The 24,279-nt window shown below is 66.8% G+C and carries 21 protein-coding genes; 10 read left to right on the forward strand and 11 right to left on the reverse strand.

Annotation, left to right across the window (positions count from 1 at the left end):
• Positions 1-6: 6 nt before the first annotated feature.
• The 4 genes from BN976_RS19390 to BN976_RS19405 are packed head-to-tail and all read left to right on the forward strand — an operon-like array spanning position 7 to position 5,443.
• Entirely contained in the window at positions 7-1,530 is a 1,524-nt protein-coding gene (locus tag BN976_RS19390; protein WP_036372958.1) for an APC family permease, read from the forward strand.
• The gene (locus BN976_RS19395) at positions 1,527-2,834 is read left to right on the forward strand and encodes an aspartate aminotransferase family protein (RefSeq protein WP_036372961.1); all 1,308 of its coding nucleotides are present in this window, start codon (positions 1,527-1,529) and stop codon (positions 2,832-2,834) included. Before BN976_RS19390 ends, BN976_RS19395 begins: the two co-directional genes overlap by 4 nt.
• On the forward strand, positions 2,821-3,999 hold the full coding sequence (locus tag BN976_RS19400; RefSeq protein ID WP_011780131.1) for an amidohydrolase family protein: 1,179 nt from the start codon (positions 2,821-2,823) through the stop codon (positions 3,997-3,999). Before BN976_RS19395 ends, BN976_RS19400 begins: the two co-directional genes overlap by 14 nt.
• The gene (locus tag BN976_RS19405; protein WP_011780130.1) at positions 3,989-5,443 is read left to right on the forward strand and encodes an aminotransferase class I/II-fold pyridoxal phosphate-dependent enzyme; all 1,455 of its coding nucleotides are present in this window, start codon (positions 3,989-3,991) and stop codon (positions 5,441-5,443) included. The genes BN976_RS19400 and BN976_RS19405 overlap by 11 nt, the downstream gene beginning before the upstream one ends.
• A 37-nt stretch (positions 5,444-5,480) precedes the next feature.
• Here BN976_RS19405 and BN976_RS19410 read toward each other — a convergent pair whose 3' ends face one another.
• Together BN976_RS19410 and BN976_RS19415 are read right to left on the reverse strand one after the other, a co-directional pair.
• Positions 5,481-5,702: a hypothetical protein gene (locus BN976_RS19410; RefSeq protein ID WP_011780129.1), complete on the reverse strand. Its 222-nt coding sequence runs from the start codon at positions 5,700-5,702 to the stop codon at positions 5,481-5,483.
• 15 nt (positions 5,703-5,717) lie between these two features.
• The gene (locus tag BN976_RS19415; RefSeq protein ID WP_051558504.1) at positions 5,718-6,101 is read right to left on the reverse strand and encodes a hypothetical protein; all 384 of its coding nucleotides are present in this window, start codon (positions 6,099-6,101) and stop codon (positions 5,718-5,720) included.
• 222 nt (positions 6,102-6,323) lie between these two features.
• Here BN976_RS19415 and BN976_RS19420 point away from each other — a divergent pair, with 222 nt between their 5' ends.
• Positions 6,324-6,638, forward strand: a complete 315-nt coding sequence (locus BN976_RS19420; protein WP_036372963.1) for a hypothetical protein — start codon at positions 6,324-6,326, stop codon at positions 6,636-6,638.
• A 43-nt stretch (positions 6,639-6,681) separates the two neighbouring features.
• On the opposite strand, the gene BN976_RS19425 is transcribed toward BN976_RS19420, so the two are convergent.
• Both BN976_RS19425 and BN976_RS19430 read right to left on the reverse strand, forming a co-directional pair.
• Positions 6,682-7,569: an alpha/beta fold hydrolase gene (locus BN976_RS19425; RefSeq protein ID WP_011780126.1), complete on the reverse strand. Its 888-nt coding sequence runs from the start codon at positions 7,567-7,569 to the stop codon at positions 6,682-6,684.
• Between the two features lie 180 nt (positions 7,570-7,749).
• Entirely contained in the window at positions 7,750-8,508 is a 759-nt protein-coding gene (locus tag BN976_RS19430; protein WP_011780125.1) for a ribonuclease T2 family protein, read from the reverse strand.
• A 93-nt stretch (positions 8,509-8,601) separates the two neighbouring features.
• On the opposite strand from BN976_RS19430, the gene BN976_RS19435 reads away from it, so the two are divergent.
• Together BN976_RS19435 and BN976_RS19440 are read left to right on the forward strand one after the other, a co-directional pair.
• Positions 8,602-10,683, forward strand: a complete 2,082-nt coding sequence (locus BN976_RS19435; protein WP_036372966.1) for a hypothetical protein — start codon at positions 8,602-8,604, stop codon at positions 10,681-10,683.
• Positions 10,673-12,007 (forward strand): RNA-dependent RNA polymerase family protein, encoded by a 1,335-nt coding sequence (locus BN976_RS19440; protein ID WP_036372968.1) that lies wholly within the window; start codon positions 10,673-10,675, stop codon positions 12,005-12,007. Before BN976_RS19435 ends, BN976_RS19440 begins: the two co-directional genes overlap by 11 nt.
• 173 nt (positions 12,008-12,180) lie before the next feature.
• Here the strand turns inward: BN976_RS19440 and BN976_RS19445 are convergent, their stop codons facing one another.
• Positions 12,181-12,609 (reverse strand): tryptophan-rich sensory protein, encoded by a 429-nt coding sequence (locus tag BN976_RS19445; protein ID WP_158013690.1) that lies wholly within the window; start codon positions 12,607-12,609, stop codon positions 12,181-12,183.
• 297 nt (positions 12,610-12,906) lie between these two features.
• Here BN976_RS19445 and BN976_RS19450 point away from each other — a divergent pair, with 297 nt between their 5' ends.
• Entirely contained in the window at positions 12,907-13,173 is a 267-nt protein-coding gene (locus tag BN976_RS19450) for a hypothetical protein (RefSeq protein WP_036373286.1), read from the forward strand.
• A 153-nt stretch (positions 13,174-13,326) separates the two neighbouring features.
• Here the strand turns inward: BN976_RS19450 and BN976_RS19455 are convergent, their stop codons facing one another.
• From BN976_RS19455 to BN976_RS19470, 4 genes are read right to left on the reverse strand one after another with little or no spacing between them, the layout of a single operon-like run.
• Positions 13,327-14,340: a zinc-binding dehydrogenase gene (locus BN976_RS19455; protein WP_036372973.1), complete on the reverse strand. Its 1,014-nt coding sequence runs from the start codon at positions 14,338-14,340 to the stop codon at positions 13,327-13,329.
• Positions 14,316-15,851, reverse strand: a complete 1,536-nt coding sequence (gene phnE / locus BN976_RS19460) for a phosphonate ABC transporter, permease protein PhnE (RefSeq protein WP_011780120.1) — start codon at positions 15,849-15,851, stop codon at positions 14,316-14,318. The genes BN976_RS19455 and phnE overlap by 25 nt, the downstream gene beginning before the upstream one ends.
• A gap of 59 nt (positions 15,852-15,910) precedes the next feature.
• Positions 15,911-16,732: a phosphonate ABC transporter ATP-binding protein gene (gene phnC / locus BN976_RS19465; RefSeq protein ID WP_011780119.1), complete on the reverse strand. Its 822-nt coding sequence runs from the start codon at positions 16,730-16,732 to the stop codon at positions 15,911-15,913.
• 17 nt (positions 16,733-16,749) lie between these two features.
• Positions 16,750-17,718: a phosphate/phosphite/phosphonate ABC transporter substrate-binding protein gene (locus BN976_RS19470; RefSeq protein WP_036372976.1), complete on the reverse strand. Its 969-nt coding sequence runs from the start codon at positions 17,716-17,718 to the stop codon at positions 16,750-16,752.
• Positions 17,719-18,112: 394 nt separating this feature from the next.
• Here BN976_RS19470 and BN976_RS19475 point away from each other — a divergent pair, with 394 nt between their 5' ends.
• Positions 18,113-19,489: a wax ester/triacylglycerol synthase family O-acyltransferase gene (locus BN976_RS19475; protein WP_036372980.1), complete on the forward strand. Its 1,377-nt coding sequence runs from the start codon at positions 18,113-18,115 to the stop codon at positions 19,487-19,489.
• A 50-nt stretch (positions 19,490-19,539) separates the two neighbouring features.
• Here the strand turns inward: BN976_RS19475 and BN976_RS19480 are convergent, their stop codons facing one another.
• Both BN976_RS19480 and BN976_RS19485 read right to left on the reverse strand, forming a co-directional pair.
• Complete coding sequence (locus tag BN976_RS19480) at positions 19,540-20,316, reverse strand: hypothetical protein (RefSeq protein ID WP_036372982.1); 777 nt, start codon at positions 20,314-20,316, stop codon at positions 19,540-19,542.
• Between the two features lie 43 nt (positions 20,317-20,359).
• The gene (locus BN976_RS19485) at positions 20,360-21,016 is read right to left on the reverse strand and encodes a TetR/AcrR family transcriptional regulator (protein ID WP_011780115.1); all 657 of its coding nucleotides are present in this window, start codon (positions 21,014-21,016) and stop codon (positions 20,360-20,362) included.
• A gap of 118 nt (positions 21,017-21,134) precedes the next feature.
• Here BN976_RS19485 and BN976_RS19490 point away from each other — a divergent pair, with 118 nt between their 5' ends.
• Complete coding sequence (locus tag BN976_RS19490; RefSeq protein ID WP_036372984.1) at positions 21,135-24,146, forward strand: MMPL/RND family transporter; 3,012 nt, start codon at positions 21,135-21,137, stop codon at positions 24,144-24,146.
• Positions 24,147-24,279 lie beyond the last annotated feature (133 nt).

Below are 24,279 nucleotides of genomic sequence, written 5' to 3' on the forward strand. Positions count from 1 at the left end.
ACACCCATGAACCCAGAAGCTTCGGAAACCTCAGAAGAAATCGATCAGATCCCGCACCGCCGACTGCCGTTCTGGGTCGCGCTCGCCCTGTCCGTCGCGCTGGTGGGTCCCACGCTCGCCATGTCCGGCAACGGCCAGGGTCTGATCGGCACCGTCGGCAAGTCGATCCCGCTGGTGTTCCTCATCGGTCTCGTCGGCGTATCGCTGGTCGGCTACAGCTTCGTCCGCCTGACTCGTCACCTCAACCACGCGGGATCGGCGTACGGACTGGTGGGCGGAACCATCGGACCGCGTACGGGATTCTTCTCCGGATTCGCGATGCTCGGTGCCTACTGGGGGTTCTCGATCGGAACGCTCGCGTTGACCGCCGCGTTCGTGAACTCGTTCATCGCCGCGCTGCAACCCGGCGACGAGACCCCGTACCAGGCGCCCTGGCTGCTCACCGTCGTCATCGGTGCCGTCATCTCGTTCCTGTTGTCGGGCCGCGACATTCAGCTGCTCGCGAAGATCCTGCTGGCCATCGAGGGCATCGGGATCCTGGCGATGATCGTGCTCGTGGTGGCGATCTTCGCCCAGGGCGGCGCCCCCGGCACGGGCATCGACTTCTCGGTGTTCTCGTTCTCCGACGGCGACGTCTCCGGTTCTGCGGTGCTGGCAGGCGTGGTTGCGGCGTTTCTGTCGTGGGCGGGATTCGAGGCCTGCGCGTCGATGGGTGAGGAGACCGACGACCCGAAACGCAACATTCCCCGAGCGCTGGGCGGAACGCTGATCCTCACCGGAGTCCTGTTCGTCGTGGTGATGTTCGCCCAGGTGGTCGGATTCGGCACCGACGCAGCAGGACTCGAGGCGTTCCAGAGCTCCGGCAACACGCTGGGCGATCTGGGCGGGACCTACATCGGCCAATGGTTCTCGCTGGTCATCATCTTCACCGCGATCGTCTCGGCGTTCGGCTGCCACCTCGCCACCTCGGCGACGTCGGGCCGCATGTTGTACGCCTTCGGCCGCGACGGATTCGGCCCGAAAGCGTTGGCGCACATCCATGCCGAGACGGGCGGACCGCGGCGTGCGACCTGGCTCGTCGTGGTCGTAGCCCTGCTGGTCGATCTGCTCTGCGGGGCGACCGGTTGGCCGGACATGGGCACCGGCAATGCCGCGATCAACACCTACTTCCTGTTCGCGGTCGCCGGCTCGGTGTGCCTGATGGTGTGCTACCTGCTCGTCGAGATCGCCGCCGCCTACTTCGTCGGCGCACCGAAGTTCGAATCGGTGCACGGCGGCACGGGCAGGGTTGCGGGCCTGGTACTGCCCCTGCTGGGTGCGGTCGTCATCGTCACGGTGCTGTGGTTCAACGTCAAGGACGCCGACAGCTGGTCGGCAGCGCCGATGCTCGGCCTCTACTGGTGCGCGCTCGGTCTGGTCATCGCGGTCGCCCTGTCCGGCATCGCCAAGCGCGTCGGCGAATCGCTGGCGATCGAACTGGAATTGGTGCCACGCCCCACCGGTGCGGTCGAACCGACGCAACCCGCGTGAGCACGCTCTACGCCCGCGACGAGGCCGTCATCGCCGGCATCGAGAAGCTACGGTTCTTCCCGCTGGAAGTGCAGTCCGGGCAGGGTTGCACGCTCGTCACCCCCGACGGCCGCGAGCTGCTGGACCTGTCCGCGACGTGGACGGCCTCCGGATTGGGCCACGGCCATCCCGCGGTCGCCGAGGCCGTCAGCCGGGCAGTCCGGGACGCACCCGGTTCGGGTGGACTGTCCGCCGTGCACCCCGACTCCGTCGGACTGGCCGAAGATCTGCTGGCGCTGGTTCCCGGCGAGGGTGAGCGCCGCGTCTACCTCGGCCACGCGGGCTCGGACGCCAACGACGTCGCGCTGCGCGCGTGCCGGCACGCCACCGGGCGGCGCACCGTGGTCGCTTTCGAGCACAGCTACCACGGCGGTGTCGGCGTCGCGATGGGAGTGTCCGGTGTGCACGTCGACGCCGGCGCCCCTGCCGATCCCGACGCGGTGTTCCTGCCCTACCCCAACCCGTTTCGGCCCGGACCGGACGGTGTCGAAGCCGACGTCGCAGCCTGCCTGGACCTTGCCGAACACCACCTCGGCGGCGGTCGCGTCGCCTGCCTGATCGTCGAACCGATCCTGTCCGACGGCGGCCTGGTGGTGCCTCCGGACGGCTTCCTGGCGCGGCTGCACGAGGTGTGTCGCCGCCACGACGTCCCGATGATCTGCGACGAGGTCAAAATGGGGCTGGGCCGGCCCGGCACCCTGCACGCGTTCGAGCACGACGGCGTCGTGCCCGACATCGTCACCTTCGGGAAGGTCATCGGCGGCGGGCTGCCGCTGTCGGCCGCGGTCGGCCCCGCCGCGATCCTGGACCATCCCCCCGCCGCTGCGTTGCTGACCACGGCGGGCAATCCGGTGTGCACCGCCGCGGGGCGTGCGGTGCTCAAGACCATCGTCTCCGAGGGCCTCGTCGACAACGCCGCCAAAGTCGGTGCGGTACTGGCTGATTCGTTGCGCACGCTGGCCGACTCGCCTGGCGGCGACCGTATCGGCGACGTCCGCGGCCGGGGGCTGGCGATCGGTCTGGAACTCGTGGACCCGGCATCCGGTGACCGGGATCCCCGGCTGGCCGCTGCTGTGGTCTACCGTGCTTGGGAGTTGGGTGCGGTCGTCTACTACGTCGGCGGCAACGTCCTCGAGATCACCCCGCCGCTGGTGCTCACCGAGAGCCAGGCAGCTCAAGCCGCGGAGATCATCGGGGCGGCGATCGGCGACGCGGCAGCTGGCAAGATCGACGCCGAGGAGGTCGCGAAGTATGCCGGTTGGTGAACTGCAGGACGTTTTCGACGGGGTCCAGGCGCAGGTTCCGGAAGGACTGGCCGACCATCTGCGTACCGTCGCGCTGGTCGACCACCACGTGCACGGCACCTTCACCGAAGCCGTCGACCGTGCGACGTTCGAGTTCTCGATCAACGAGGGATCGAACGATCCCGTGCCGACCTGGATGACACAGTTCGACTCCCCCCTCGGGCTCTCGATACGGCGTTGGTGCGCACCGCTTCTCGGCCTGCCGCCGCGCGCCGACGGCGAGGTGTACTGGAAGCGCCGTTGCGAGTTCGGTCCCGACGAGCTGGCCACGACGATGCTGCCCGCCGCAGGCGTCTCGCGCTGGATCGTCGACACCGGGTTCAAAGGTGACCGGATCACCCCGCACCGCCGGCTCGCCGAACTCGCGGGCGGGCAGTCGTCCGAGATCGTGCGGCTCGAACGACTGGCCGAGGACCTGCTCGTCGATGGTGGAACCGCGGCGGAGGACTTCCCCGACGCGATGCGGTCGGCTCTGGCGCGCGCCGCGGTCGACCCAGTGGTGGTCGGCACCAAGACGATCGTCGCCTATCGCACCGGATTCGACATCGACTGGAGCAGACCGACCGATGCCGACGTCGTCACCCGCGCGCGAGAACTCACGGCGCGTCCGGGACCGCCACGCATCGACGACCCGATCCTGATCGCCTTCGGTGTGCACGAGGCGGCCGCCCACCAACTGCCGATCCAGGTGCACGTCGGATTCGGCGACCGCGATCTGGACCTGCACCGCAGCGACCCCCTGCTGCTGCTGCCGCTGCTGCGGACGATGCCGCCGGTACCGGTCCTTCTTCTGCACTGCTATCCGTTCCATCGCCAAGCCGGTTATCTGGCACAGGCATTCGACCACGTCAACTTCGACGTCGGGTTGGCGATCAACTATCTGGGTGCACGCTCGACGGGGCTGGTCGCCGAGGCACTGGACACCGCGCCCTTCGCCAAGCAGCTGTATTCATCGGACGCGTTCGGACCGCCCGAACTGCACGTACTCGGGTCTGTGCTGTGGCGACGCGCGATGGGACTGGTGCTCGGCGAGTGGGTGCGCACCGGCGACTGCACCGAGGCCGATGCCATCCGCATCGTCGACATGATCGGCATGACGAACGCGCAGCGCGTCTATGGGCTTTGAACACAGCCGGGCACCGCTTTTCGAGTCGCTGCGGACGTTCGTCGAGCGTGACCAGGCGCCCTTCTATTCGCCCGGTCACAAGGGCGGTCGCACGATCGACCCGTGGCTGCGCGAGAACATCGCCGCCGTCGATCTGAACAACCTGCCCGATACCGACACCCTGCACTGTCCGGAGGGGCCGATTCTCGAGGCGGAACGGCTCATCGCCGATGCGTGGGGTGTGCCGCAGAGCTTCCTCATGGTGCAGGGTTCCACCGGCGGGAACATCGCCGTGGCGCTGACCGCACTGCGGCCCGACGAGCCGGTGCTGGTGGCGCGCAACGCACACAAGTCGGTGCTGGCCGGGCTGGTGCAGGTCGGCGCGCGGCCAGTGTGGCTCGAACCGCGCTGGGATGCCGAGTTCGGGGTCGCCCACGGGCTCGACGCCGCCGTGGTCGCGCGGGCATTCGAGACCACCGGCGCCACGGCGCTGTGGGCGCTGCACCCCACCTACTACGGCACCACCGGTGACCTCGCGGCGCTGGCCGACCTGTGCCGCCGGTACGGCGCTCGGTTGCTGCTGGACGGGGCGCACTCACCGCACTTCGCCTTTCATCCCGACTTGCCCACTCCTGGTGAACAATCGGGCGCCGCCGCCACCGTGCACTCTGTGCACAAGATCCTGTCCGGGCTGAGCCAGGCCGCGGTGTTGCATGTCGACACCGCCCAGCTCGACGAGGCATCGGTACGGCGGTCCCTGCAACTAATCCAGACGACCAGCCCGCATTTTGCGATCATGGCGTCGGTCGACCTGGCACGGCGGCAGATGGTGCTCGACGGACATGCCTTGCTCGACGCCACGCTGACCAGGGCGCGTGAGGCTGCCGATCGGCTTTCCCAGGTCCCGGGCTTGACCGTGCTGCGGCCCGAGCACCTGGCCGGAGCCGGCACCGGCCTCTGTCAACTCGACGAGACGAAGCTGTTGGTCGGCACCGCCGGTGTGGACGCCGACGCACGCGACATCCTGGGCCGGCTCAACCGCATCCACGGCGTCCAGCCGGAACTCGCCGGTGCCGGACACATCCTGTGCATCAGCACCATCGGCAACATCGACGACGACTTCTACCGGCTGACAACGGCTTTCGAGGAGGTATCTGCCCACTTCGGTCGTCGGGACGCCGAAGGGGCGGGCGCGTGGACGGCCGACGTGCTGGCTGTCCGTCCGGAACTGGTGCTCACGCCGCGGGAAGCCTTCTTCGCCGCCGACGAGACTGTTGCCCTGGCCGACGCCGCGGGACGCATCGCTGCCGAGGCCATCACCCCGTACCCGCCGGGCATCCCGGTGGTGATGCCGGGCGAGCGGCTCGGGAAGGACGTCGTCGACCTGCTCCTGCGGTTGCGCGCCGCAGGCAACCCGATCAGCGCCTCGGACCCGACGATGGGAGTAGTCAAGACGGTGCGCTGAGTGTCGCCGTCGCCCGCCTATCGACGACGTGAGGACGTCACTGCCACTTGAGATCGGCGTCGACCGGTTTCGCCGACTTCTCACGTTCATCTGCTGGGCGGGTATCGATCGTGACCGCTTGCCAGTACGCCGGACTGTACAACCGAACATCGCTGCCGATGGTGACCTCGAGCACGCCGCTCGAGTGCAGCTCATAGGTGGCGGTGTCGGAGAACTGCTCGTCCTCCTCGTGACCCTGTAGTTGTATCCACATCTGCATGATCAGGTCCGGACGTCAGGGCAGCAGAATGGTGCGTTCGTGCGACTCGATCGCCCGCTGCATCTCGGCACGAGACAGCGCGTGCGTACCACATTCGCAACCGGCCGATATCAGGTCGTCGGTGAAACGGCCGGCCTGGAGGAGGTCGGCGTAGCTGGTGCCCTTCTGGGTGCCGTGATGTGCCGTATCGACGAAATCGCGGTCCCCGTGAGCATGTGGTCCGAGAACCGACTCGAACACTGGGCCGACCGACGTATCGAAGACGGCGGCGACGTGATGGCTACGAGCACACCGGACGCGCAGCAGTGCCCGGTCGTCTCGATCTTTGCCGAGGTCGTCCAGCGCTCCTCGGGCCACTGCTTCGCGTTCAGTCGGGCTGAGGTCGATTTGGCTGCTCATGGAGTCCTCCGAGTTTCGACGATCTGGCCTTTTGAGGCTATCGACTCCACGGGTGACAGAAGCGGAGTCGGAGGTCCTGCCAACTGTGGTCAAAGGTCCCGAGAAAAAGGTCTTTCGCCTGCTGGCGCGCGGCACTACAGAAGTCGGATCCTGTATTCGAATCGATCTCGATCGTGGGGCGCCGGACTTTTCTATCGGTCAACCATAGAAGGAGCGACACAGATGGCTGAGCGCGCGGTCAAACACCGGAAAGCTCAGAAGACGGCCGTGGCGACGAAGACGGCATCCCAGAAGGCGGCGGTGAACATCAAAGACCGGGGCGCGCGGATTGTGGTCCTCACCGGCGATCCTGGCAGGCGGGTGGAGATTCTGCCGGGGTGCCACCTCGATTCCCTGGGTCGGAAAGAGAACGCGTACTTCTTCGAGGACGGCAACGAGCTCGTCGGGATGATCGTCGAAGGCGGCACTGTTGAGTATCACGCAGCCGACCGCACCTACGTCGTGCGACTCACCGACGGCCAGCACACCGACGAATGATCAACCGACGTGCCGAAAAGACCTGTGGTGCCTGGGGGAAGCCTCAATCGGCTTCTGCGTGATCGGCATGCCGAGGCGGCCCGTGCCACGGACTGCTGTTGGCGATGAAGTCGTCGAGGGTATCGGCGACGGCCAGCGGCGCCTCGACTTGGGGGAAGTGTCCGACCGCGGGGAGGATCACCAACCGGCTGCCGGGCAGGGCAGCGTGAGCGGCTTCGCCGTGCGCAGGCGGTATGAGTCGGTCCTGGTCCCCCCAGATCAACAGCGTCGGCAGCCCCAAGGTGAAGTGCAGCCGGTTGAGGGCGCTGACCGCCTGGCCCTGGGCGTCGACAACGGAGCGCAACGTGCGCAAGAACGCAGTGCGGGTCTGCGGGTCGGAGAGGGACGCATAGGCGTTCCACGTTTCACCGACCTCGGGACTGGCCAGACCGCGAGCGCCCAGCCAGGATCGCACCCGTTCACCGACGGCGACGACCGATGGCGCCGCTGCCACGGGTAGCAGCAACTCGATCCCAGGCGTGGACAGCAACCGCAACGAGCGGCCCAGTTCCGGTCCGAGGCCACCACTGCTGATGAGAACAAGTCGTTCGCAATAGTCGGGATGCTGGTGGACGAACTGCATCGCCACACCGCCACCGAGGGAATGGCCGACCAACGTCACCCTGGCTATGCCGAGCAGATCGAGCAGATCACGAAGCCAGACCGCGAAGGCCCCTAGCGAGTAATCCCCGCGCGGCTTGTCGGACTGGCCGTGCCCCAGCAGGTCGGGCGCGATAACCCGGTAGCGCGTCGCCAGATGTGGCAGAAGCGCCTTCCAGGTGAGCGAGCTTCCACCCATCCCGTGGATGAGGAGCACCGCCGGGCCTTGTCCGGCCTCGCGGTAGGCAACGCGGTCACCATGTAAGTCGAGGTACTTCACGTCGTCATGCATGGAACCCTCCCAGGGTTACTAATCAGTAACCTACGCTACCGTATCCTTGCGGTCGGAGCGCGCCACAAGGGTCGCGCAGGGGACTTCACCCGACGGTGACGCGGTCGATGTACGGCAACTGGAATCGACGATGTGTTCAGCGAGCTCTGCGCACCGCTGAGAACGAGAAACTGCCGGAGCTCATGCCGGCACGCTGCCGTGCCGACACTGAGCCGGCATCGGCGGGCCTTCGGCGAGCAACTCATCCAACGCCAGCACTCCGTCGCCGCCACGCAGCGCGACCACCGGCGGCAGCGACAGCCGGACGTCGACGACGACCGATCCTTCCCCCGCCGTCTTGCGGCAGCCGAGCGCGACCCGTTCACCCGTCCCGGCGCCGAAGGTCGCGTCGATACGCCGGCGGACCTCGGCCAGTGTCAATCGGCCGCCCGACGCGTCCCGGAACACCGGATCCAGAGCTCTGCGCACGTCGTCGGTCAGCGTGGCGGCATCGCCGAAATAGGTGTCTGGAGAGACACCCGAACACGTGCCGTGGGTGTACCACTCATGGTGTGTCAGGCTGGCGGTGTCGACCATCGTCGCCTGCAGTTCCGCCCGCACGTTGCCCGCGAGATCGACTGGCGGCAACTGCCGCTCGTCGATCGCCCGGGGCACCCCGCAGTTCTGCCTGTCCGGCGGCTGGGGCCACAGGCCGTGCAAGAGCAAGGTCTGCCCTTTCTGCTCGACCTCACCGGATGTGCACGCCGGATTGGACGGCTCGACACGGCAGAAGCTCGGTGCCCACGTCAGCACCAGCCAGCTCGAGGCGGCTCCGTCGGAAACCAGCGCGGACGGGTTCGGCACCTTGTCGAGGACGACGACGCTGTAGGTGACGGCTGCGACGACGATCCCTGCCAGCGCAGCGGAAATCGAGAATACGACGGCGTCGCCTCGCGCCATGGTGCACCCTTCTACGGGGAAGATCAGGATGGATTCGCGCCCGCCTGGCCGAACCAAGCCTCCCACAGCAACGTCATCGGGAGGAGCTACCGGGTGAACGAGATCGACCGGTGGTTCGAACGCACCCGGCGCCGCGAGAACCGCACGGTCTCCCTCTACGCCAGTTTGCTCACCGGAAAGATGAACGCGTACTTCCGGTATCGACTGCGCTACGCACTCCTGGTGGACGGGATGACGTTCGTCGTCCACGTCGCCGAATTCCTGATCATTCTCACCAGCCTGGGTGGTCTGGCAGCGTTCACCGTGATGATCCTGCGGGTCGGCAGTCTCATCGTCAGCGGCGCGTGGTGGGGCTTGCTCGAGGTCATGCGTGAGCGGCTTCGCGGGTTCGCGGTATCCGGCGACCGGGAGGCGGTGGAACGTGAGATCGGCGGCTGGCTGCTGCTGTCGGTGATCGCGGCGACGACCGTGATGGTCGCCGGCGCGGTCGCGCTGTTGTTCCTGCTTCCCTCCCAGGATGATTCGGTCGGGCTGTGGTACGCCTTCCTCGTCGTCATCGAACTCGCGTTGCGAATGCCGGTGCGCGTGCTGCATTCCGGGATGTACGCCACGCGGCGGATCTATCGCCCATTGTGGTCGCTGTTCGCCCCGACCGTCGCCCAGGTCCTGGTGATCGGCGTCGGGGTGTTCTTCTATCCGACGGCCGCGGTCGTCATCGCGATCGTGCTGTCCAACGCGATCTCGATCTGGATCACGATCCACTACACCCTGCGGCTGTACCGGCTCAACGGCCTCACCCCGCGCTACCGGGCCACCCGGCCACTGCGTGCACGCCTCCCCTCCATCCCAGTCCGGCAGGGGGTCGAGGCGACGTTGGCGGGTCTGGGCCTGCGCCTGGATGCGGTGGCCGTCCTCGCCATCGCCGGCATCTACGGCACGAGCACCCGCTCCTACGAGCTGACCGCCGGGTTCGAAGCATGGCGCGACATCGACGCCTTCCAGTTCTTCTACCTGGTGCTGCCGTTGATTCGGGGAGCCTACGAATCCACGGCGGTGTTCTACTTCGACTTCGTCCGACTGCGGCGCATCCCGGCACTGCGCGAGTACCGGGTGTGGTTTTTTCATCGACTGCTCTGGATCACACCGGTAGTGACTCTGTACTTCTGGGTGCTCGCCGTCGCCCTGGGACTCTTTGTGCTGCCCGACATCCCTTTCACGTTCCTGCTCGCCCTGCTGCCACTGTTCCTCGTGCGCAGCCTCATCGGCACCTACCAGATCCGGCTGTTCGCCGAAGCCCGTTTCCGCGCCCTCAACCTGACGATCGTCTTCTCGGGCCTGCTGTTCCTGCTCGTGTGGATCGACGTCAATCCCGCCTCGGATCTCGTCGAGCTCACTGCCGCGATGATCGTCCTGCTCGTCGTCCATATCAACCTCCAGCACGCGCAGGACCGTTCACGGCCACAACCGACGCAGCTGCCGCTGGGAGACTGGATCCGCGCCCTCGCCGACGAACCCGGCCCGGTCAGTGCGGGGACGATCACCGTGCCGGAATGGATCCCCGCCCGGCAACGATCGGCCGCTGTCAGCATGATGCGAGAAACCCTGCAGGACAGGGGATGTCTTGCGTTCTGTTCGGCGACGTCACTGGTGTTCTACGAGCGCACAGCGGCGGGCGACGCGACCCGGCAGCCGCATCTGGAGGTACAGGCCGCCACCGGCGGAGCCGCCCACCGGGGTCACTACTGGCCAGAACCAGCGCCGAACGGGCGCGACGCCCTCGACCGGGTGGCCGATGCCCAATGGATCAAACCCATCACCGGCGTACCCAAGGCCCCCGACAGCCCGGAGGTCCTGCGGCCGGAGTTCCTCGACATCTTCGCCGACGGCTTCGTCGCCGACCTGGAAACCCGCACCGGGACACGGGAGATGCGCAACCTGGACGGCGATCTGCTCGCGATGATCCTGCCCTCGGCCATGCGCAGTCTCGATGACGATGCGTTGGTGGTATCGGTGGCCGGACGCTGGATCTCACCGATCTTCCATCGCAACAGGGTACGGATGATCTTCCTGCTCCCTCCCGACCCCGCGCACGAGCAGTTCCAGCGTTGGCTACGGACGCTGAAGGCGTGGCGGCTGGGTCAGTGGACGACGGAGGGAGTGCACCATGGCTCTTGAACCGGTGGACATCGAACGGTGCCTCGTCGACCCGAAAACCTACGACGACACGATTCTGCGCATTTACTCCAAGCGGACCGAACGCGGCCTGGGATTCAGCGAATTATCGCCCGGCGTCACTTATTTCGACGCAGCGTCGGATCGGCGCGCCTTGTCCCGCGCCATCGCCGCCAGCATCGCCGACGGCACATATCGACCCCAACCCGTCGACCTCTGGTTCCTGGAGACCGGCGGCAAGCGTCGCACCGCGCACATGGCCGCCTTCGTCGACCACGTCGTCGGTTCTGCGTTGTTCAAGCTGCTGTCTCACAACGCCCGCTGCTACGGCCTGCCCGGTGTGTACTCCTACCTGCCCGGCCTGACTAACGTCGGCGCGATGCGGGCATTCGCGGCCTTCATCCGTTCCCATCGCCGGCTGGCAGGCACGACGGGTGGGCCCCTCTACGTCCTGCAGTCCGATTTCGAGAAGTACGGCGACAACCTTCCGGTGGGGCCGGATGCCGCACTGTGGCGCATCCTGCGTGATGTGGCCTCGCTCGGGAGCGCAGGCGGTGAGATCGGCACTGCGGCCTGGGACCTCATCACCACCCTGGTGCGGCCTGTCGTACGCGATGAGGACGGCACGCAGTTCACCCGCCTCAACGGCGTCGCGATGGGTACTCCCCTGGTCCCAGTCCTCGGGAACCTGGCAGTGGTGCCGATGGACGAAGCGATCACGTCGATCGACGGCGTCTTCTACGCCCGATACAACGACGACTTCATCGTGGCCCACCCGGATCTGTCGGCGATCCACGAGGCGGACAGACGAATCGACATGCTTGTCGCCGAACTCGGGGTCAGACGCAAGCTGTCCAAAGATCTGCGCACCGCGCTCAGCGCCCGCGGTCGTCCCTGCTCGGCGGATCCTGCGTACCGAGGGCGCGATCGAATCGACTGCCTCGGCATGTCCGTCCTGTATGACGGAACCGTGACGCTCGGACCACATCGATTGCGGCGCTTCGTCTCCCGCATCGCCGCGCGCATCGACGGCGCCGCCCCCGCTCTGGCACACATGACCGTCGACGAGCGAGCTCGGCACCTGGCGGCCGCCGCCAACGTCATGCTCGACACCGCAAGCCCCTTCTCCGTCGCCGGGTTGTCCGCACTGCTCGACGCGGTGACCGACCGGGGCTCCCTCAAAGATCTGGACTATCGCATTGCCCGCAAGATCGCCCAGGCCGCCACACGCACCCCGGGCGTGCGTGGCTTCCGACAAGTCCCACCTGCGGTGCTGTACGGCGAGATGGGCCTGGTGTCGCTGGTGCAGTTGCGTAATTCGCAGTGACCGCATCTGCTAACCTCGGTGCCGGCGCGGATCCCGCACTCGTGCGGTCACTGCGAGAGGCCACAGAGGTTGCGGCTTTCGGCCTCTCTTTTTCGGCGTTTTTCCCCGCGCTCCCTAGTTGTTGCTGTCTCGGTGGCGGTCGACCGCCGTGCTTTTACGCATCGAAAACGCAGTTAATCGGCTTCAGCATTCAGGCGCCATAGCCGATACGTCCACGGAATGTCGTAGCAGACCACCCAGGCCACATAGGAGCCAACCGCGGTCCGCGACGGGCGATCTTTCGCGACGGCAGCCTGGAGCAGACCCAGCGGCACCAGAAACGCCAGAATTCCCAGGAATGCGTCGCGGGTGCTGCGCCGACCGAATAGCAGCGCATTCCAGATCTCATTGCTCGCGAGCACCACCATCGCCAAGCGGTACGCGCGGAGGTCGCAGCGAATCAGCGCGCGGTGGAGGACAAGGCCCATCAGGACGTAGTAGGCCGCGCCCACCACATAGAAGCCGGACATCGGCAGTTGCATCCGCGGTCGGCGCAGCGCCGAGAACCATGCCATCGAGTCGCGTCCAATGAAGGCGTTGCCGAGAATCGCCGCGGCTGCCACCGGCACTGCAGTCTTGGCCGGCCGTAACCGATTCACAGAGCCCACATTACAGGGAAGGTCCGGCACCAGAGCTTGTTCGCCGGCAGGCCTGTACCGGCCGGCCACATCGTCTCCGCGACCCGGTCGACTGCACGGGTGGATTCGGTGAGGTGCACTCGAGCGGCTGCACATTTTCTGGTGCCCGCCGGAGTACCGTCGAAGACATACCTCCAAGGAGTCGGTCGAATGCCCCTCGATACCGAACGGATGAAGCAGCGAACTTCGCTGTTCATGTTGATTCTGACCGTGCTGGCGACGATGACCGTTGGCTGCAGTACAACTTCAGGTCGGCAGATCGCGTCTGAGGATCCCGTGACCACGCTCCCCCTTCCACCCAATCTTCCCCCCATCCCGCTGCCCAGCGATATTCCACCCGTGCCATTGCCGAGCGCCGTCCCAACCGTGCAAATGCCGAGCGAGATACCGCGGGTGCAGGCACCAGCCGACGTACCCCCCGTTGAGTTGCCTGCCGAGATCCCTGAGATCCTGCTGCCCTCCGCAATTCCCCCCATCCCGTTTCCGTAACCGGGAACCGCACGGTGTCCGCAAGGGGTGGCACCAAACACATTCCTGGACAGGACATTACGCAATTCGCACGATTCAAAAGACCAGTCAGAGTCAGGATCTGTTGGCGCGCTGAAGATATCGACGGCATCTCCCCCGGTCGTCGCCGCGAGGCTAGGGTGCCACTGCCGACCGCAGCCGTCCGGATCCGGGCGGGCTCATCACACTCGAGATGCGCTCGAGGGGCACCGGACTGCCCACCAGCTCCGCCCAGTCGAAATCGGCCTGGGTCGTCTCCAGGAACTCCACGGCGCGGGTCAGGTGGCGCGGTTCGTAGTTGTGCACACCGGTCAGGGTCAACCAGCGGCGCACCACGGTCTCGGGGTCCACCGCCAGCGGCGGGGCGGGCAGCACCGATCCCGCCAGCACCATGGTGGCGCCGACGTCGAGCCGACCCAGCGCAGCGGCGATCGCCGGCGTGGACCCGGTGAAATCGATGACGACATCGGCTGGGCCGCCGTCATCGGGCCGGGCGCCGAAACCCGTTGCCGAGTCGACTCTTTGCTCGTCGAGGTCGACGACGCGGACGTCGGCATCCGCCACCGAGCACGCTGCCACCGCGGTGACCCCCAGCATGCCTGCACCGAGGATCAAGACCCGGCGACCCGTCACCGGCCCTGCCGCCTCCAGGGTCGCCATCACCGTCGCCGTCGCACACGCCGCGGGCGCGGCAACCACATCGGGCATGCTCTCTGGCACCCGGGCGAAGGCCGTACCGGCGGGCAGGAGGATGTGCTCGGCGTAGCCACCCGACAGCGGCCAGTCCCCCGCGAACGACTCATGGCCGACCTTGCGGACCGAACAACACTTCGCGGACAGGCCGGCACGGCAGCGTGGGCACTCACCGCAACTGACCGTCACCGACCACACCACCCGGTCCCCCACCGACACCGGCGAATCCGCGCCCGTCGCCACCACCACGCCGACCGCCTCATGCCCGAGGATCGACGGGCACGGTGCGGGTCGGCGTCCACTGACGGTGTGCAGATCGCTCCCGCAGACGGTCGCTGCGCTGATCCGGATCAGCGTCTCCCCCGGGCCCGGCTCGGGCAGCCGCACCTCACGCACGGCGATCGCGCTGCCTTCCCAGACCGCAGCCCGGGTCACACCAGCTGCGCGCGAATCCACCCCGACAACCTCTCTATCGCATACACGATCACGAAGATCACCAGGACGATCGCGCCGGCCACGTCGAAGTTCAACGTGCGGATCGATTCGAACAGCAGATAGCCGATACCGCCGGCGCCGACGATACCGAGGATGGTCGAGGTACGGACGTTGACGTCGAACATGTACAGACTCGACCCCACCATCGCCGGTAGGGCCTGCGGAATCACCGCCGCGAACAACGTCTTCCACCATCCGCCACCGACCGCGCGCACCGCCTCCAGCGGACCGGGATCGATCTCCTCGACCGCGTCTGCCACCAGTTTGGCCAGGAAGCCGATCGACGCCAGTGCCAGTGCGCAGGCACCCGCCACCGGGCCGAGCCCCAGCGCAGCCACGAAGACCACCGCCAGGATCAGCTCGGGGACCGCACGCACCAGCAGAATCCAACCGCGCGCCACCCAGTACACGGCGGCGTTCGGGGTGATGTTGCGAGCAGCCAGGATTCCCGCCGGGATGGACAACACGATGCCGATGGCGGTGGCCACCACGGCGATCGCGACGGTCTGCAATGCCGCCACGAACAGATCGCCGCCCAGCGCCCCGAAGTTCGGGGGCACCATCCTGGTGAACACCTCAAGAGCCGGCCACACCCAGGTGAACAGCGACAGCGGGTTGATCTCGAGAACGACGAACGCTGCCGCCGTCGTACCGACCAGGAGCGCCGAGAACCCGACGCGGGCGGCCCGGTCGCGCCGGGGATCGGTCGCCGAACCTGTCAACAGCATCCGCCGCACCACGATCGACAGCAGTTCCATGGCCGAGATCACCGCAAGGATGACGCAGACGATGCCCAGCGCACGCGGATAGATCAAGCCGCGCAACGCATCCTGCAGCGCAAAGCCGATTCCGCCGGCGCCGACGAAGCCGAGCACCACCGACATCCTCAGGTTGATGTCGATGCGGTAGATGAACGTTCCGATCCACGACGGAATCACCTGCGGAAGAACAGCGTTGACCATCTCCCGCAGGTAGCCGGCACCAGCGCTGCGGACCGCTTCACGCGGTCCCGGGTCGCTCTGCTCGATCGCGTCGGCGAACAACTTGCCCAGCATGCCGATGGAGTGCAGTGCCAACGCCAGGATTCCGGGCAGCACGCCGATGCCGAGCGCGCGCACGAACAGCACGGCGAACAGCAGATCGGGCATCGCGCGGCAGAACGTGATGATCGCGCGGGCCACCGCGTACACCGCGGGATGCGGCGAGGTGTTTCGGGCCGCGAGGAATGCCAGCGGCACCGACGCGACCGCGGCCAGCACGGTGCCCAGCACAGCCATCAGCAGCGTCTCGACGGCCAGCACACCGATGCGACCCGGGTCATCGAGCCGTGGCGGCAGCATCCGCTCCAGCAGATTGGCGATGTCGTCCAGCCCGCCCCACAGGGTGGCGGGCGCGAAGTCGATGACGTACGCCGAGACGACGGTCGCCACCAGCGCCGCCGCCATCAGCGCCGTCATCGTGCCGCGGCGCATCCCGGCGCGCTGCTGTTCCGCCGACACCGGCGGCCCGGGCGGTCTTCCCAGGGTCGTACTCACGTCACCGCAGACCGCGGCGCCGAGTCCACGGCGGGATCGACCCGCTGGTAGATACCCATGACTTCGTCACGGGTCAGCCCGACAGCCGGACGATCCAGCACCTTACGGCCATTGCGCAACCCGACCAGTCGATGCGCCCAGCCCAGTGCGAGGTCGACCTGGTGCAACGTGCACACCACGGTCAGCTTCTCCTCGATGCAGACCCGGAACAGCAGATCCATCACCAGCCCGGCGTTCTCCGGATCCAGCGAGGCCACCGGTTCATCGGCCAGCAGAAGTGCCGGCGCCTGCATCAGCGTCCGGGCGATCGCCACCCGCTGCTGCTGCCCGCCCGAGAGCGTGTCGGCGCGCCGCTCGGCGAAGTCGGCCAGACCGACTCGATCGAGATGAGCCAGCGCCTCGGTCCGCATCCGTTTGGGATAGGTCAGCGCGCCATACCGCGGGAAGGTCAGCTGTCCGAGGCCGCCGATCAGGACGTTCTCCAGGCAGCTGAGCCGCCCGACGAGATTGAAATGTTGAAAGACGAAGCCCACGTTGCGCCGCAACGCGCGCAGTTGGGCCTTGCTGGCCCCGTCCACCCGGGTGCCGTCGACCTCGACGGTGCCCGACGTGACCGGATGCAGCCCGTTGAGGCACCGCAGCAACGTGGACTTACCCGACCCGGACAGTCCGAGCAACACCAGCAATTCGCTGCGACGTACCTCGAGCGACACGTCGTCGAGGGCCAGCGTGTTGCCGAACCGCTTGGTGACGTTGTGGGCGGCGATCACCACGTCGTCACCGGCGACGTCGTGATCGGCGGGACGGGATGCGGGCATGGTGTGGGCTTCCCCGGTCAGCCCTTGCACTTCTCGGAGCCGGTGACGTCGCAGACACGCCGCACTCCGTCGTAGGCGGAGTCCTCGACCGGCACCACACCCCAGGCACGTTCGTCGGTGATCATGCAGGCGTCGCCCTCGCAGTAACCCGCCGCCTCGAATGCGTCGGCGTTGGCTTTCTCGGTGAAGATGCTCTTGAGCTTCTCGACCGCTTCGGGTCCCAGGGAGTCGTTCGCGGCGAACACCGATCCGGCGATCATCTCCGACTTCCACACCGTCTTGAGTGCTCCCGGCGCCAGGTCGCCCTTCTCGATCATGGTCTCGTCGACCATCGAGTCGTAGGCAAAACCGGCATCGCAGTCCCCTGCGACGATGGACAGCGCCGACGCGTCGTGACCACCGGCGTAGATGGGTGTCATCGCTGCCGAGATGTCGGCCTCCGAACCGGACTTGATCACCCCTTCTTCGATGAGTCCCGCACTGGGGTAGAGGAATCCGGACGTCGAGCCGGGGTCGACGAAGCAGACCTTCTTGCCGGCGAAATCCGCCAGCCCGTTGATGGAGGCATTGTCGGAGCGCGCCAATCCGTAGGACTGGTAGCCCGGTTCGGCGCCCTCGGCCTCGATGACGGCCCCGAGCGGGGTCATCTTGGCGCCGTTGAGCCCCGCCACGACGTACCCGAACGGACCGAAGAATGCCAGGTCCACGTTGTCGGCGATCATGCCCTCGACCACACCGGCGTAGTCGGAGGCTTGCACGAACTCGACCTTCGAGCCGGTCTCGGCTTCCAGCAGTTTGATCAGAGGCTCGTAACTCGCCTTGAGGTCGGCGGAGTTCTCGGCCGGGACCGCCGCCAGCGTCAACGTCTCGGGGAAGCCCTGGTCGTTGGCGGTGGCGTCGTCGGATCCGGAGCATGACGACAGCGCCAGTGCCGCGACCACGGCAGAGGTGGCGGCGAGACAGGCACGGCTATAGCGAGCATTCATTGGGGCGACCATTTCTGAGATCAGGAGTCGGACAGGGTCGTTGAGGAGAAGTCAGCGGCACCCGCGGCGCCGTCCATGGCCGGCACGGCAAGCCCGATCCGTGGCGGAGAGGCAGAACGGGCGTGATGCACACGCACACCTTGAGCGGTGTCGGCGACACCGGCGTGCCGTCCGGTCGAACACCGGGTGAACGGCTGCTTGCGCTTTGGTCTATACCAATTCTGGCCCGAGCCGACGCGGTCGAGGGCGAAAGTCCACGCCCCTGCAACGCCGCCAAGGTCGCCACCACTTACCCCACCCGTTGGGTTGGTGAGATCATCAATTTCCCGCACACCAGGGCGCTCAGGTGCAGACTCGCGACTGCAGGCCGGCCCAGGATGTGGAGGTGCCCACAATGAACGCAGCGATTCCTCCGCTGGATCTGGGCTGGCTGCTGATGGAGTCGCCGGGCGGAACGACGCACGTCGGGGCGATGCTGCTGTTCAAGAAACCCCCGGGCCGGGGTTCGCTGGTACGCGAGATCGTCGAGGCCTACCGCGGTTACCGGCCGCTACCGCCGTTCAACTATGTGCCGGAGCTCCTCGGCGCGGGCGCACCTCACTTTCGTGAAGCCGAAAGCTGGGATCCGCACTACCACGTCCAGCACCTGTCGCTGCCGGCTCATAGTTCCTACGAAGATCTGCTGCGCCTCGTCGCAGACCTGCACGAACCGATGCTCGACCGCCACCGCCCCATGTTCCGGTGCTGGCTCATCGACGGCGTGCCCGGTGGCAGATTCGCGATCTACACCAAGACCCATCACAGCATCATCGACGGAGTGTCCGGGCTGCGGAAACTCTACGACGGCCTCACGCTCTCCGCCGAACCCGCCATTCCGACCCCGCCTTTCGCGATGCCGCATCCAGAGTCGGAACCCGCGGCGCCGACCCCGGCACTGCGCAAACTCACCCATGCGATTCACACGGCAGTCACCCAAATTGGTGCGGTCAACCAGATCTCGCTCGGCGCCTCACGCAAAGCGCTGACCGCCGTGCTCGGATCGCACGTGGAGGGGAGCCTGCCGTTCGTGGCCAGTCACGCCCCCACCAACGCTCCCCCACGGCAGGCCCGCGGCTTCGCCACGCTGTCGCTGCCGCTGCAGGAGATGCACCGCATCGGCCGTCGCCACGGAGCCACCCTCAACGACCTCGCGGCCGCCGTCATCGACCACGGCTTGCACACCTATCTGCGGGAAGTGGGCCAGGATCACCCCCACGAGTTCATCGCGATGTGCCCGGTGTCGCTGCGTGAGGACGGCGACAGTGCTGTGGGTACACGGGTTTCGGCGATTTTCGTGCGTCTCGGGAAACCGGAGGCACCGATGGTCGACAGACTGCGTCAGGTGGCCCGCTCGGTCGCGATCGCCAAGGAGGAACTCGGTGCGCTGTCGGCGGATGCAGCGATGACCTACGCGGTTGCGCTCGTAGCTCTGGCGGGCGCGGGCGCATCAACCCACCTCGACCGAGTCGGCCACCCGGCGTGCAACCTCGTCATCTCGAACATCCCGGGCGGCAACGCAACTCGCTACCTCAACGGGGCGCAGTTGATGGGTATCTTCCCGGTGTCGGCGCTGGCCGCCTCAATCGGCCTCAACGTGACGCTGACGTCCTACTGCGACCACATGGACTTCGGATTTGTCGCCAACACCGCGGCGATCAGCGACGTCCATGCCCTGGCCGAGCACACCCGGAGAGCTTTCGCGGAGTGCACAGCCAAGACCCGTGTCACGTGACGGCGGTGCGCTCACATCGGGGGGCAGCGCGTCGTGGGCTGGGCGCGGGCTTACCAGTCCTGCCACGGCACGATCGTGCGCAGCGGTGTCTCGATGACGACCTCGCCGGACATCCCGCCCGTCATCCCATCGGCCAACCGCGCCGAACAATCGTCGATCCTCGCGGCGGTGTCCACCGGGTCACCATCGACATAGACCAACCGGATACGCAGTCCGCCCGGCGGATCGACCGCTTCCACACTTCGTAACCCCAGCACGTTGTCCTGATGACGGTCGAGCGCGAACGTCCACGCCCCTGCTACGCCGTCGATGTCGAGCAGAGCGGGCACCAGAACCCGGTCCTCCCATCGATGGTGTTCGTGGGTGCGTGCGCCGAGAGGATCCGTGAACCGGGTCATGGTCAGGTGGACGCCGCGGTTCGGCCGGTACGGGATGACTCCCGGCGACACCAAAGACGAAGCGGCAGAATATCCTTTGACCGGCCTGAAGAATGCCAGCACCGTGCGCCGGACACCGGGGATCGTCGGCCCGCGACCCCACTGGAACGAATCGACGCCCAATTGCTCCCACGCCCGCACTGATTCGCGCACCGGCGCGCGGAACCAATACATCGCAACGTAATCCGTGCCCTGATGCTCAGGCTCGGCCCTCGACACCGCCCGGCACTGCGCAGTCCGGCCCCAACGGTCCCCCCACGCGACTCCCGGCAACGCCAGGTTCTCCGGCCGATGGTCCAGCTGGTGCCACTCGTTGTAACGGCGGTGCTCGTCTTCGCCTCCGCCGTCGAGCGCCACAAAGGAGAAGAACACCAACGGACAGTCGTGCATGTGATCACCATCCTCACTCGTCGGCCACGATGCGGGTTCGGGCTCAGCTCCGGCCGTCGTCGGTGGAGTCGCCGGAAATCGGCGGGGCGAGTTGACGTTCGAGCACACCGGTGATGTCAGCGGTGGTGACGACGAGTGCAGTCGCGAACTCGATGAGCTGAGCACGGCTGATGTCAATCTGTTCCCGATACCACTGAGCGGCCAACTCGAGAAGGCCACTGCTCACCGTCACGGCGGTCAGGGTGGCGGTGTCGTCTGCACCACTGCCGTCCCCGACCAGCCCGACCATGATCTGGGTGAGAACACCGAGCACCTCGTGACGACGTTCGGCGAGGGCTTCGGAGGTCTGCAGTTCGATCAACAGCCGTGATCGGCGCGGGTCCTCATCGAGGAAGCCGATGGCGAACTCCAGGATCTCCCGAACGCGGAGCTTGAGCTCGGGTGGCGACTCGGCAATGACCGCGGTGACCCCCGTCAGGGCGCGGGCGAATTGATCGTCGTAGGCGGCCAGCATCAGCTCCTGGCAGTCACGGAAGCTTTCGTAGAAGTATCGGTCGTTGAGTCGGGCGCGCTCGCTGATGGCACGGACGCGCAGACCGCCCACGCCGCCCTCGGCGATGACGTCGAGGGCCGCCTCGATGAGCTGTTGGCGCCGCTGCTCACGTCGTTGGTCGGCGGTCAGTCCACGATGCAGAGCCATCGAGAAATTTGTACACCTCCGAAGTCGAAGACAGGACTTGCGTCGCCGTCCAACATTGGTGAAGAGTGTCACCCAATAATTTGGTGAAGTCCTTCACCAGCAATGTTAGGGGCTGCGGATGGTACTGACGGCGACCGTCGAGGCGCGCAACCGTCGGGTTCCTGAACGCACCGGCGAATTCAGCCCACGCCTGGCGGCGCTGGGCCGGTTCACCCTCAGACACAAGGCATTGGTGATCGGGGCATGGCTCGGTGTCGCCGTGATCCTCGCCGTCGTCTTCCCGCAACTCGAGACAGTCGTCCGTCAGCAGTCGGTACAGCTGTTGCCCAACGACGTGGCGTCGTTCATCGCGGTCGAGGAGATGGCCGCAGCGTTCGACGAGCACGGCGCCAAGACGTCGATCGTCGTGGCGATGGAAGATCCCGCCGGGCTCACTCCGCAGACGCGGCAACGTTATGACGCCCTCGTGGCGGCCCTGCGCGCCGACGCCACCAATGTCCTGCTGGTCCAGGATTTCCTCTCCGACCCGACCACTCGCTCTCAGGTGGTCAGCGAGGACGGAAAGGCCTGGTTCCTGCCGGTAGGGATCGTCGGTACGCTCGGCGACCCGCAGGCCGCCGCATCGGTGGAAGCCGTTCGCGCCAGCGCCGATTCGGCATTCGCCGGGTCGTCGAGCACCGTCCATGTGACGGGCCCGGCGGCGACGTTCCACGATCAGATCGCCACTGCCGAGCACGACGCGCTGCTCGTCAAGGTCGCCAGCGCCGCCCTGATCGCGATCATCTTGCTGCTCGTCTACCGGTCGGTGGTCACCGCACTCCTGCCCCTACTGGTCGTCGGCGTCAGCGTGGCCGTGGCGCGCGGAGTCCTGTCCGGACTCGGTGAGGCCGGCATGCCGGTCTCCCAATTCACCGTCATCTTCCTGGTCGGCATCCTGCTGGGCGCAGGCACCGACTACAGCGTCTTCTTCATCAGCCGATACCACGAACAGCGCCGACTCGGCACCGACCCCGAAGAGGCCATCATCTACGCGTGCGGAAGCATCGGGCGCGTCATCCTGGCGTCGGCAGCCACCGTGGCTCTGGCGCTGGCATCCATGGTGTTCGCCCGGCTCAGCGTCTTCCAGGGCGTCGGCCCGGCATGCGCCATCGCCGTTCTCATCGGATTCCTGGCGACCGTCACGCTGCTTCCGCCGGTAATGGCGCTGGCCGCCAAGCGTGGTATCGCCGAGCCCCGCGCCGATCTGTCCCGCCGGTACTGGAACCGGATCGCCGTTACCGTGGTGCGGCGGCCAAAGCCCTTGCTGGCCGGCAGCCTGGTGGTCCTGCTCGCGCTGACCGGTGTCGCGGCCACCATGACCATCAGCTACGACGACCGCCAAGGTCAGCCCGCCGCCACCGACAGCAATCAGGGCTACAAGTTGTTGGACCGACACTTCGCCAAAGATTCGGTCATCACCCAATTCCTGCTCGTTCAGTCCGACACCGATATGCGCACCGCCAAGGCACTCGCCGACCTCGACCAGCTCGCCTCGCGCATCGCCCAGATGCCGGGCATCACCCGCGTCTCCGGGGTCACCCGTCCCACCGGCGACCGCCTCGAGCAAGCTCAATTGTCCTGGCAGAACGGGCAGATCGGCGACAAGATGGCCGGCGCGGTCGCCGAGGGCCGAGCCCGCGAACACGACCTCACCAAGCTCACCGACGGAGCCGACCAGCTCGCAGCCGGGCTCGCCCAACTCGACACCACGCTGCGTCGCGCCCTCACCCCACTGTCCGGCCTGTTGTCACAAGTTCAAGACACGGGCCGCCAGCTGCAGAATGCCCGTCCCGTGATCGAGCAACTCAACACCACCGCGCCCACCGTCGATCAAGCCCTACGCAGCGGCCCCGGGCTACGACCCCTGGCCACGCAAGCCTCTGCCGCCATCGCGGCCGTCGAACCCCTCATCGCGGGCCTCAACGCGTCACCGTGGTGCGCCACCACACCACAATGCGCCCAACTGCGCGACCAAACCGGGATACTCGTGACGCTACGCCGAGGCGGATTCTTCGATCAGGTCGCCGACCTCGGTGACCACCTCGGGCCCGACACCACGCTGTCCGGCACCCTCGCCAGCCTCCAAACCGCCGTCACCACAATGCAACAAGCGCTGGGGGTGACCGGCGATCCGGCTGACCTCGCGGGCAACATGCGTCGCCTCCAGGACGGCGTGTCCCAACTCGCCTCGGGCGGTAGGGCGCTGGCCAGCGGTGTGCACGCGTTGGCCGACAGCAACATCCAAATGCTGGGCGGCATGAGCCAGATCGCCGCCCAGTTGCAGAACTCCGCGCGGGACACCGCCGGATCCGATGCCGCCGCGGGCTTCTACCTCCCCCCGGACAGCTTCGAAAACCGCCAATTCAGCGACGTGGCACGTCAATTCGTGTCCGCCGACGGACGCACCGCCCGGTTCGCCATCACCTCGTCCCACGACCCCTTCTCCGCCGAGGCGATGGAGCTCAACGGCCGCATCATCGACACCGCCAACGCCGCCACACCCAACACCTCTCTGGCCGGTACGTCGATCTCCATCGTCGGGTTTCCGGCCCTGAACTCCGATCTGCAACAGCTGCTGTCGACCGACTTCGCCCGTCTGGGCGCGGCGACGCTGCTGGTCGTCGGCATCGTCCTGGTGCTGCTGCTGCGCGCCATCGTCGCCCCGCTCTATCTGCTGGGCACCGTGGCGCTGAACTACGCCGCCGCCCTGGGCATCGGGGTATTGGTGTTCCAGTACGGATTCGGCCAAGCCATCGCCTGGCCGGTGCCACTGTTGGCCTTCATCTTGCTCGTCGCGGTCGGCGCCGACTACAACATGCTGCTGATCTCCCGCCTGCGCGAGGAATCCGGCCGCAGCGTGCGCGTCGGCGTGCTGCGCACCGTCGCCAGCACCGGATCCGTCATCACCTCAGCCGGAATCATCTTCGCGGTCAGCATGTTCGGTCTGATGACCGGATCGGTGCACATCATGGTCCAAGCCGGATTCATCATCGGCTGCGGGCTCCTACTGGACACGTTCGTCGTCCGTACCCTCACCGTGCCGGCCATCGCCACACTGTTGCGGGAGAAGAGTTGGTGGCCGCAACGGTGACCGCGACTCCCCCGCTGCGGCCAGCGACCAGCGGGGTCCGCGAGACACAGGTTGACAGGTAGACATGACGCGGGACACACCTTGTCCCATCTGCCGAGAACGGTCCGGCAAGGCGTCATGATTGCGCGTGAAG

This window comes from Mycolicibacterium austroafricanum, assembly GCF_000612725.1.
In the GTDB taxonomy this organism is placed as follows: Bacteria; Actinomycetota; Actinomycetes; order Mycobacteriales; family Mycobacteriaceae; genus Mycobacterium; species Mycobacterium austroafricanum.

What these genes read in the sequence shown, in the direction of transcription:
- BN976_RS19390 (WP_036372958.1), top strand. Translation starts at nt 7, where the DNA reads ATGAACCCAGAAGCTTCGGAAACCTCAGAAGAAATCGATCAGATCCCG.
- BN976_RS19470 (WP_036372976.1), bottom strand. Translation starts at nt 17,718, where the DNA reads ATGAATGCTCGCTATAGCCGTGCCTGTCTCGCCGCCACCTCTGCCGTG.
- BN976_RS19440 (WP_036372968.1), top strand. Translation starts at nt 10,673, where the DNA reads ATGGCTCTTGAACCGGTGGACATCGAACGGTGCCTCGTCGACCCGAAA.
- BN976_RS19415 (WP_051558504.1), bottom strand. Translation starts at nt 6,101, where the DNA reads ATGAGCAGCCAAATCGACCTCAGCCCGACTGAACGCGAAGCAGTGGCC.
- BN976_RS19430 (WP_011780125.1), bottom strand. Translation starts at nt 8,508, where the DNA reads ATGGCGCGAGGCGACGCCGTCGTATTCTCGATTTCCGCTGCGCTGGCA.
- BN976_RS19425 (WP_011780126.1), bottom strand. Translation starts at nt 7,569, where the DNA reads ATGCATGACGACGTGAAGTACCTCGACTTACATGGTGACCGCGTTGCC.
- BN976_RS19490 (WP_036372984.1), top strand. Translation starts at nt 21,135, where the DNA reads ATGGTACTGACGGCGACCGTCGAGGCGCGCAACCGTCGGGTTCCTGAA.
- phnE (WP_011780120.1), bottom strand. Translation starts at nt 15,851, where the DNA reads ATGCGCCGCGGCACGATGACGGCGCTGATGGCGGCGGCGCTGGTGGCG.
- BN976_RS19485 (WP_011780115.1), bottom strand. Translation starts at nt 21,016, where the DNA reads ATGGCTCTGCATCGTGGACTGACCGCCGACCAACGACGTGAGCAGCGG.
- BN976_RS19450 (WP_036373286.1), top strand. Translation starts at nt 12,907, where the DNA reads ATGACCGTTGGCTGCAGTACAACTTCAGGTCGGCAGATCGCGTCTGAG.
- phnC (WP_011780119.1), bottom strand. Translation starts at nt 16,732, where the DNA reads ATGCCCGCATCCCGTCCCGCCGATCACGACGTCGCCGGTGACGACGTG.
- BN976_RS19405 (WP_011780130.1), top strand. Translation starts at nt 3,989, where the DNA reads ATGGGCTTTGAACACAGCCGGGCACCGCTTTTCGAGTCGCTGCGGACG.
- BN976_RS19420 (WP_036372963.1), top strand. Translation starts at nt 6,324, where the DNA reads ATGGCTGAGCGCGCGGTCAAACACCGGAAAGCTCAGAAGACGGCCGTG.
- BN976_RS19410 (WP_011780129.1), bottom strand. Translation starts at nt 5,702, where the DNA reads ATGCAGATGTGGATACAACTACAGGGTCACGAGGAGGACGAGCAGTTC.
- BN976_RS19400 (WP_011780131.1), top strand. Translation starts at nt 2,821, where the DNA reads ATGCCGGTTGGTGAACTGCAGGACGTTTTCGACGGGGTCCAGGCGCAG.
- BN976_RS19480 (WP_036372982.1), bottom strand. Translation starts at nt 20,316, where the DNA reads ATGCACGACTGTCCGTTGGTGTTCTTCTCCTTTGTGGCGCTCGACGGC.
- BN976_RS19475 (WP_036372980.1), top strand. Translation starts at nt 18,113, where the DNA reads ATGAACGCAGCGATTCCTCCGCTGGATCTGGGCTGGCTGCTGATGGAG.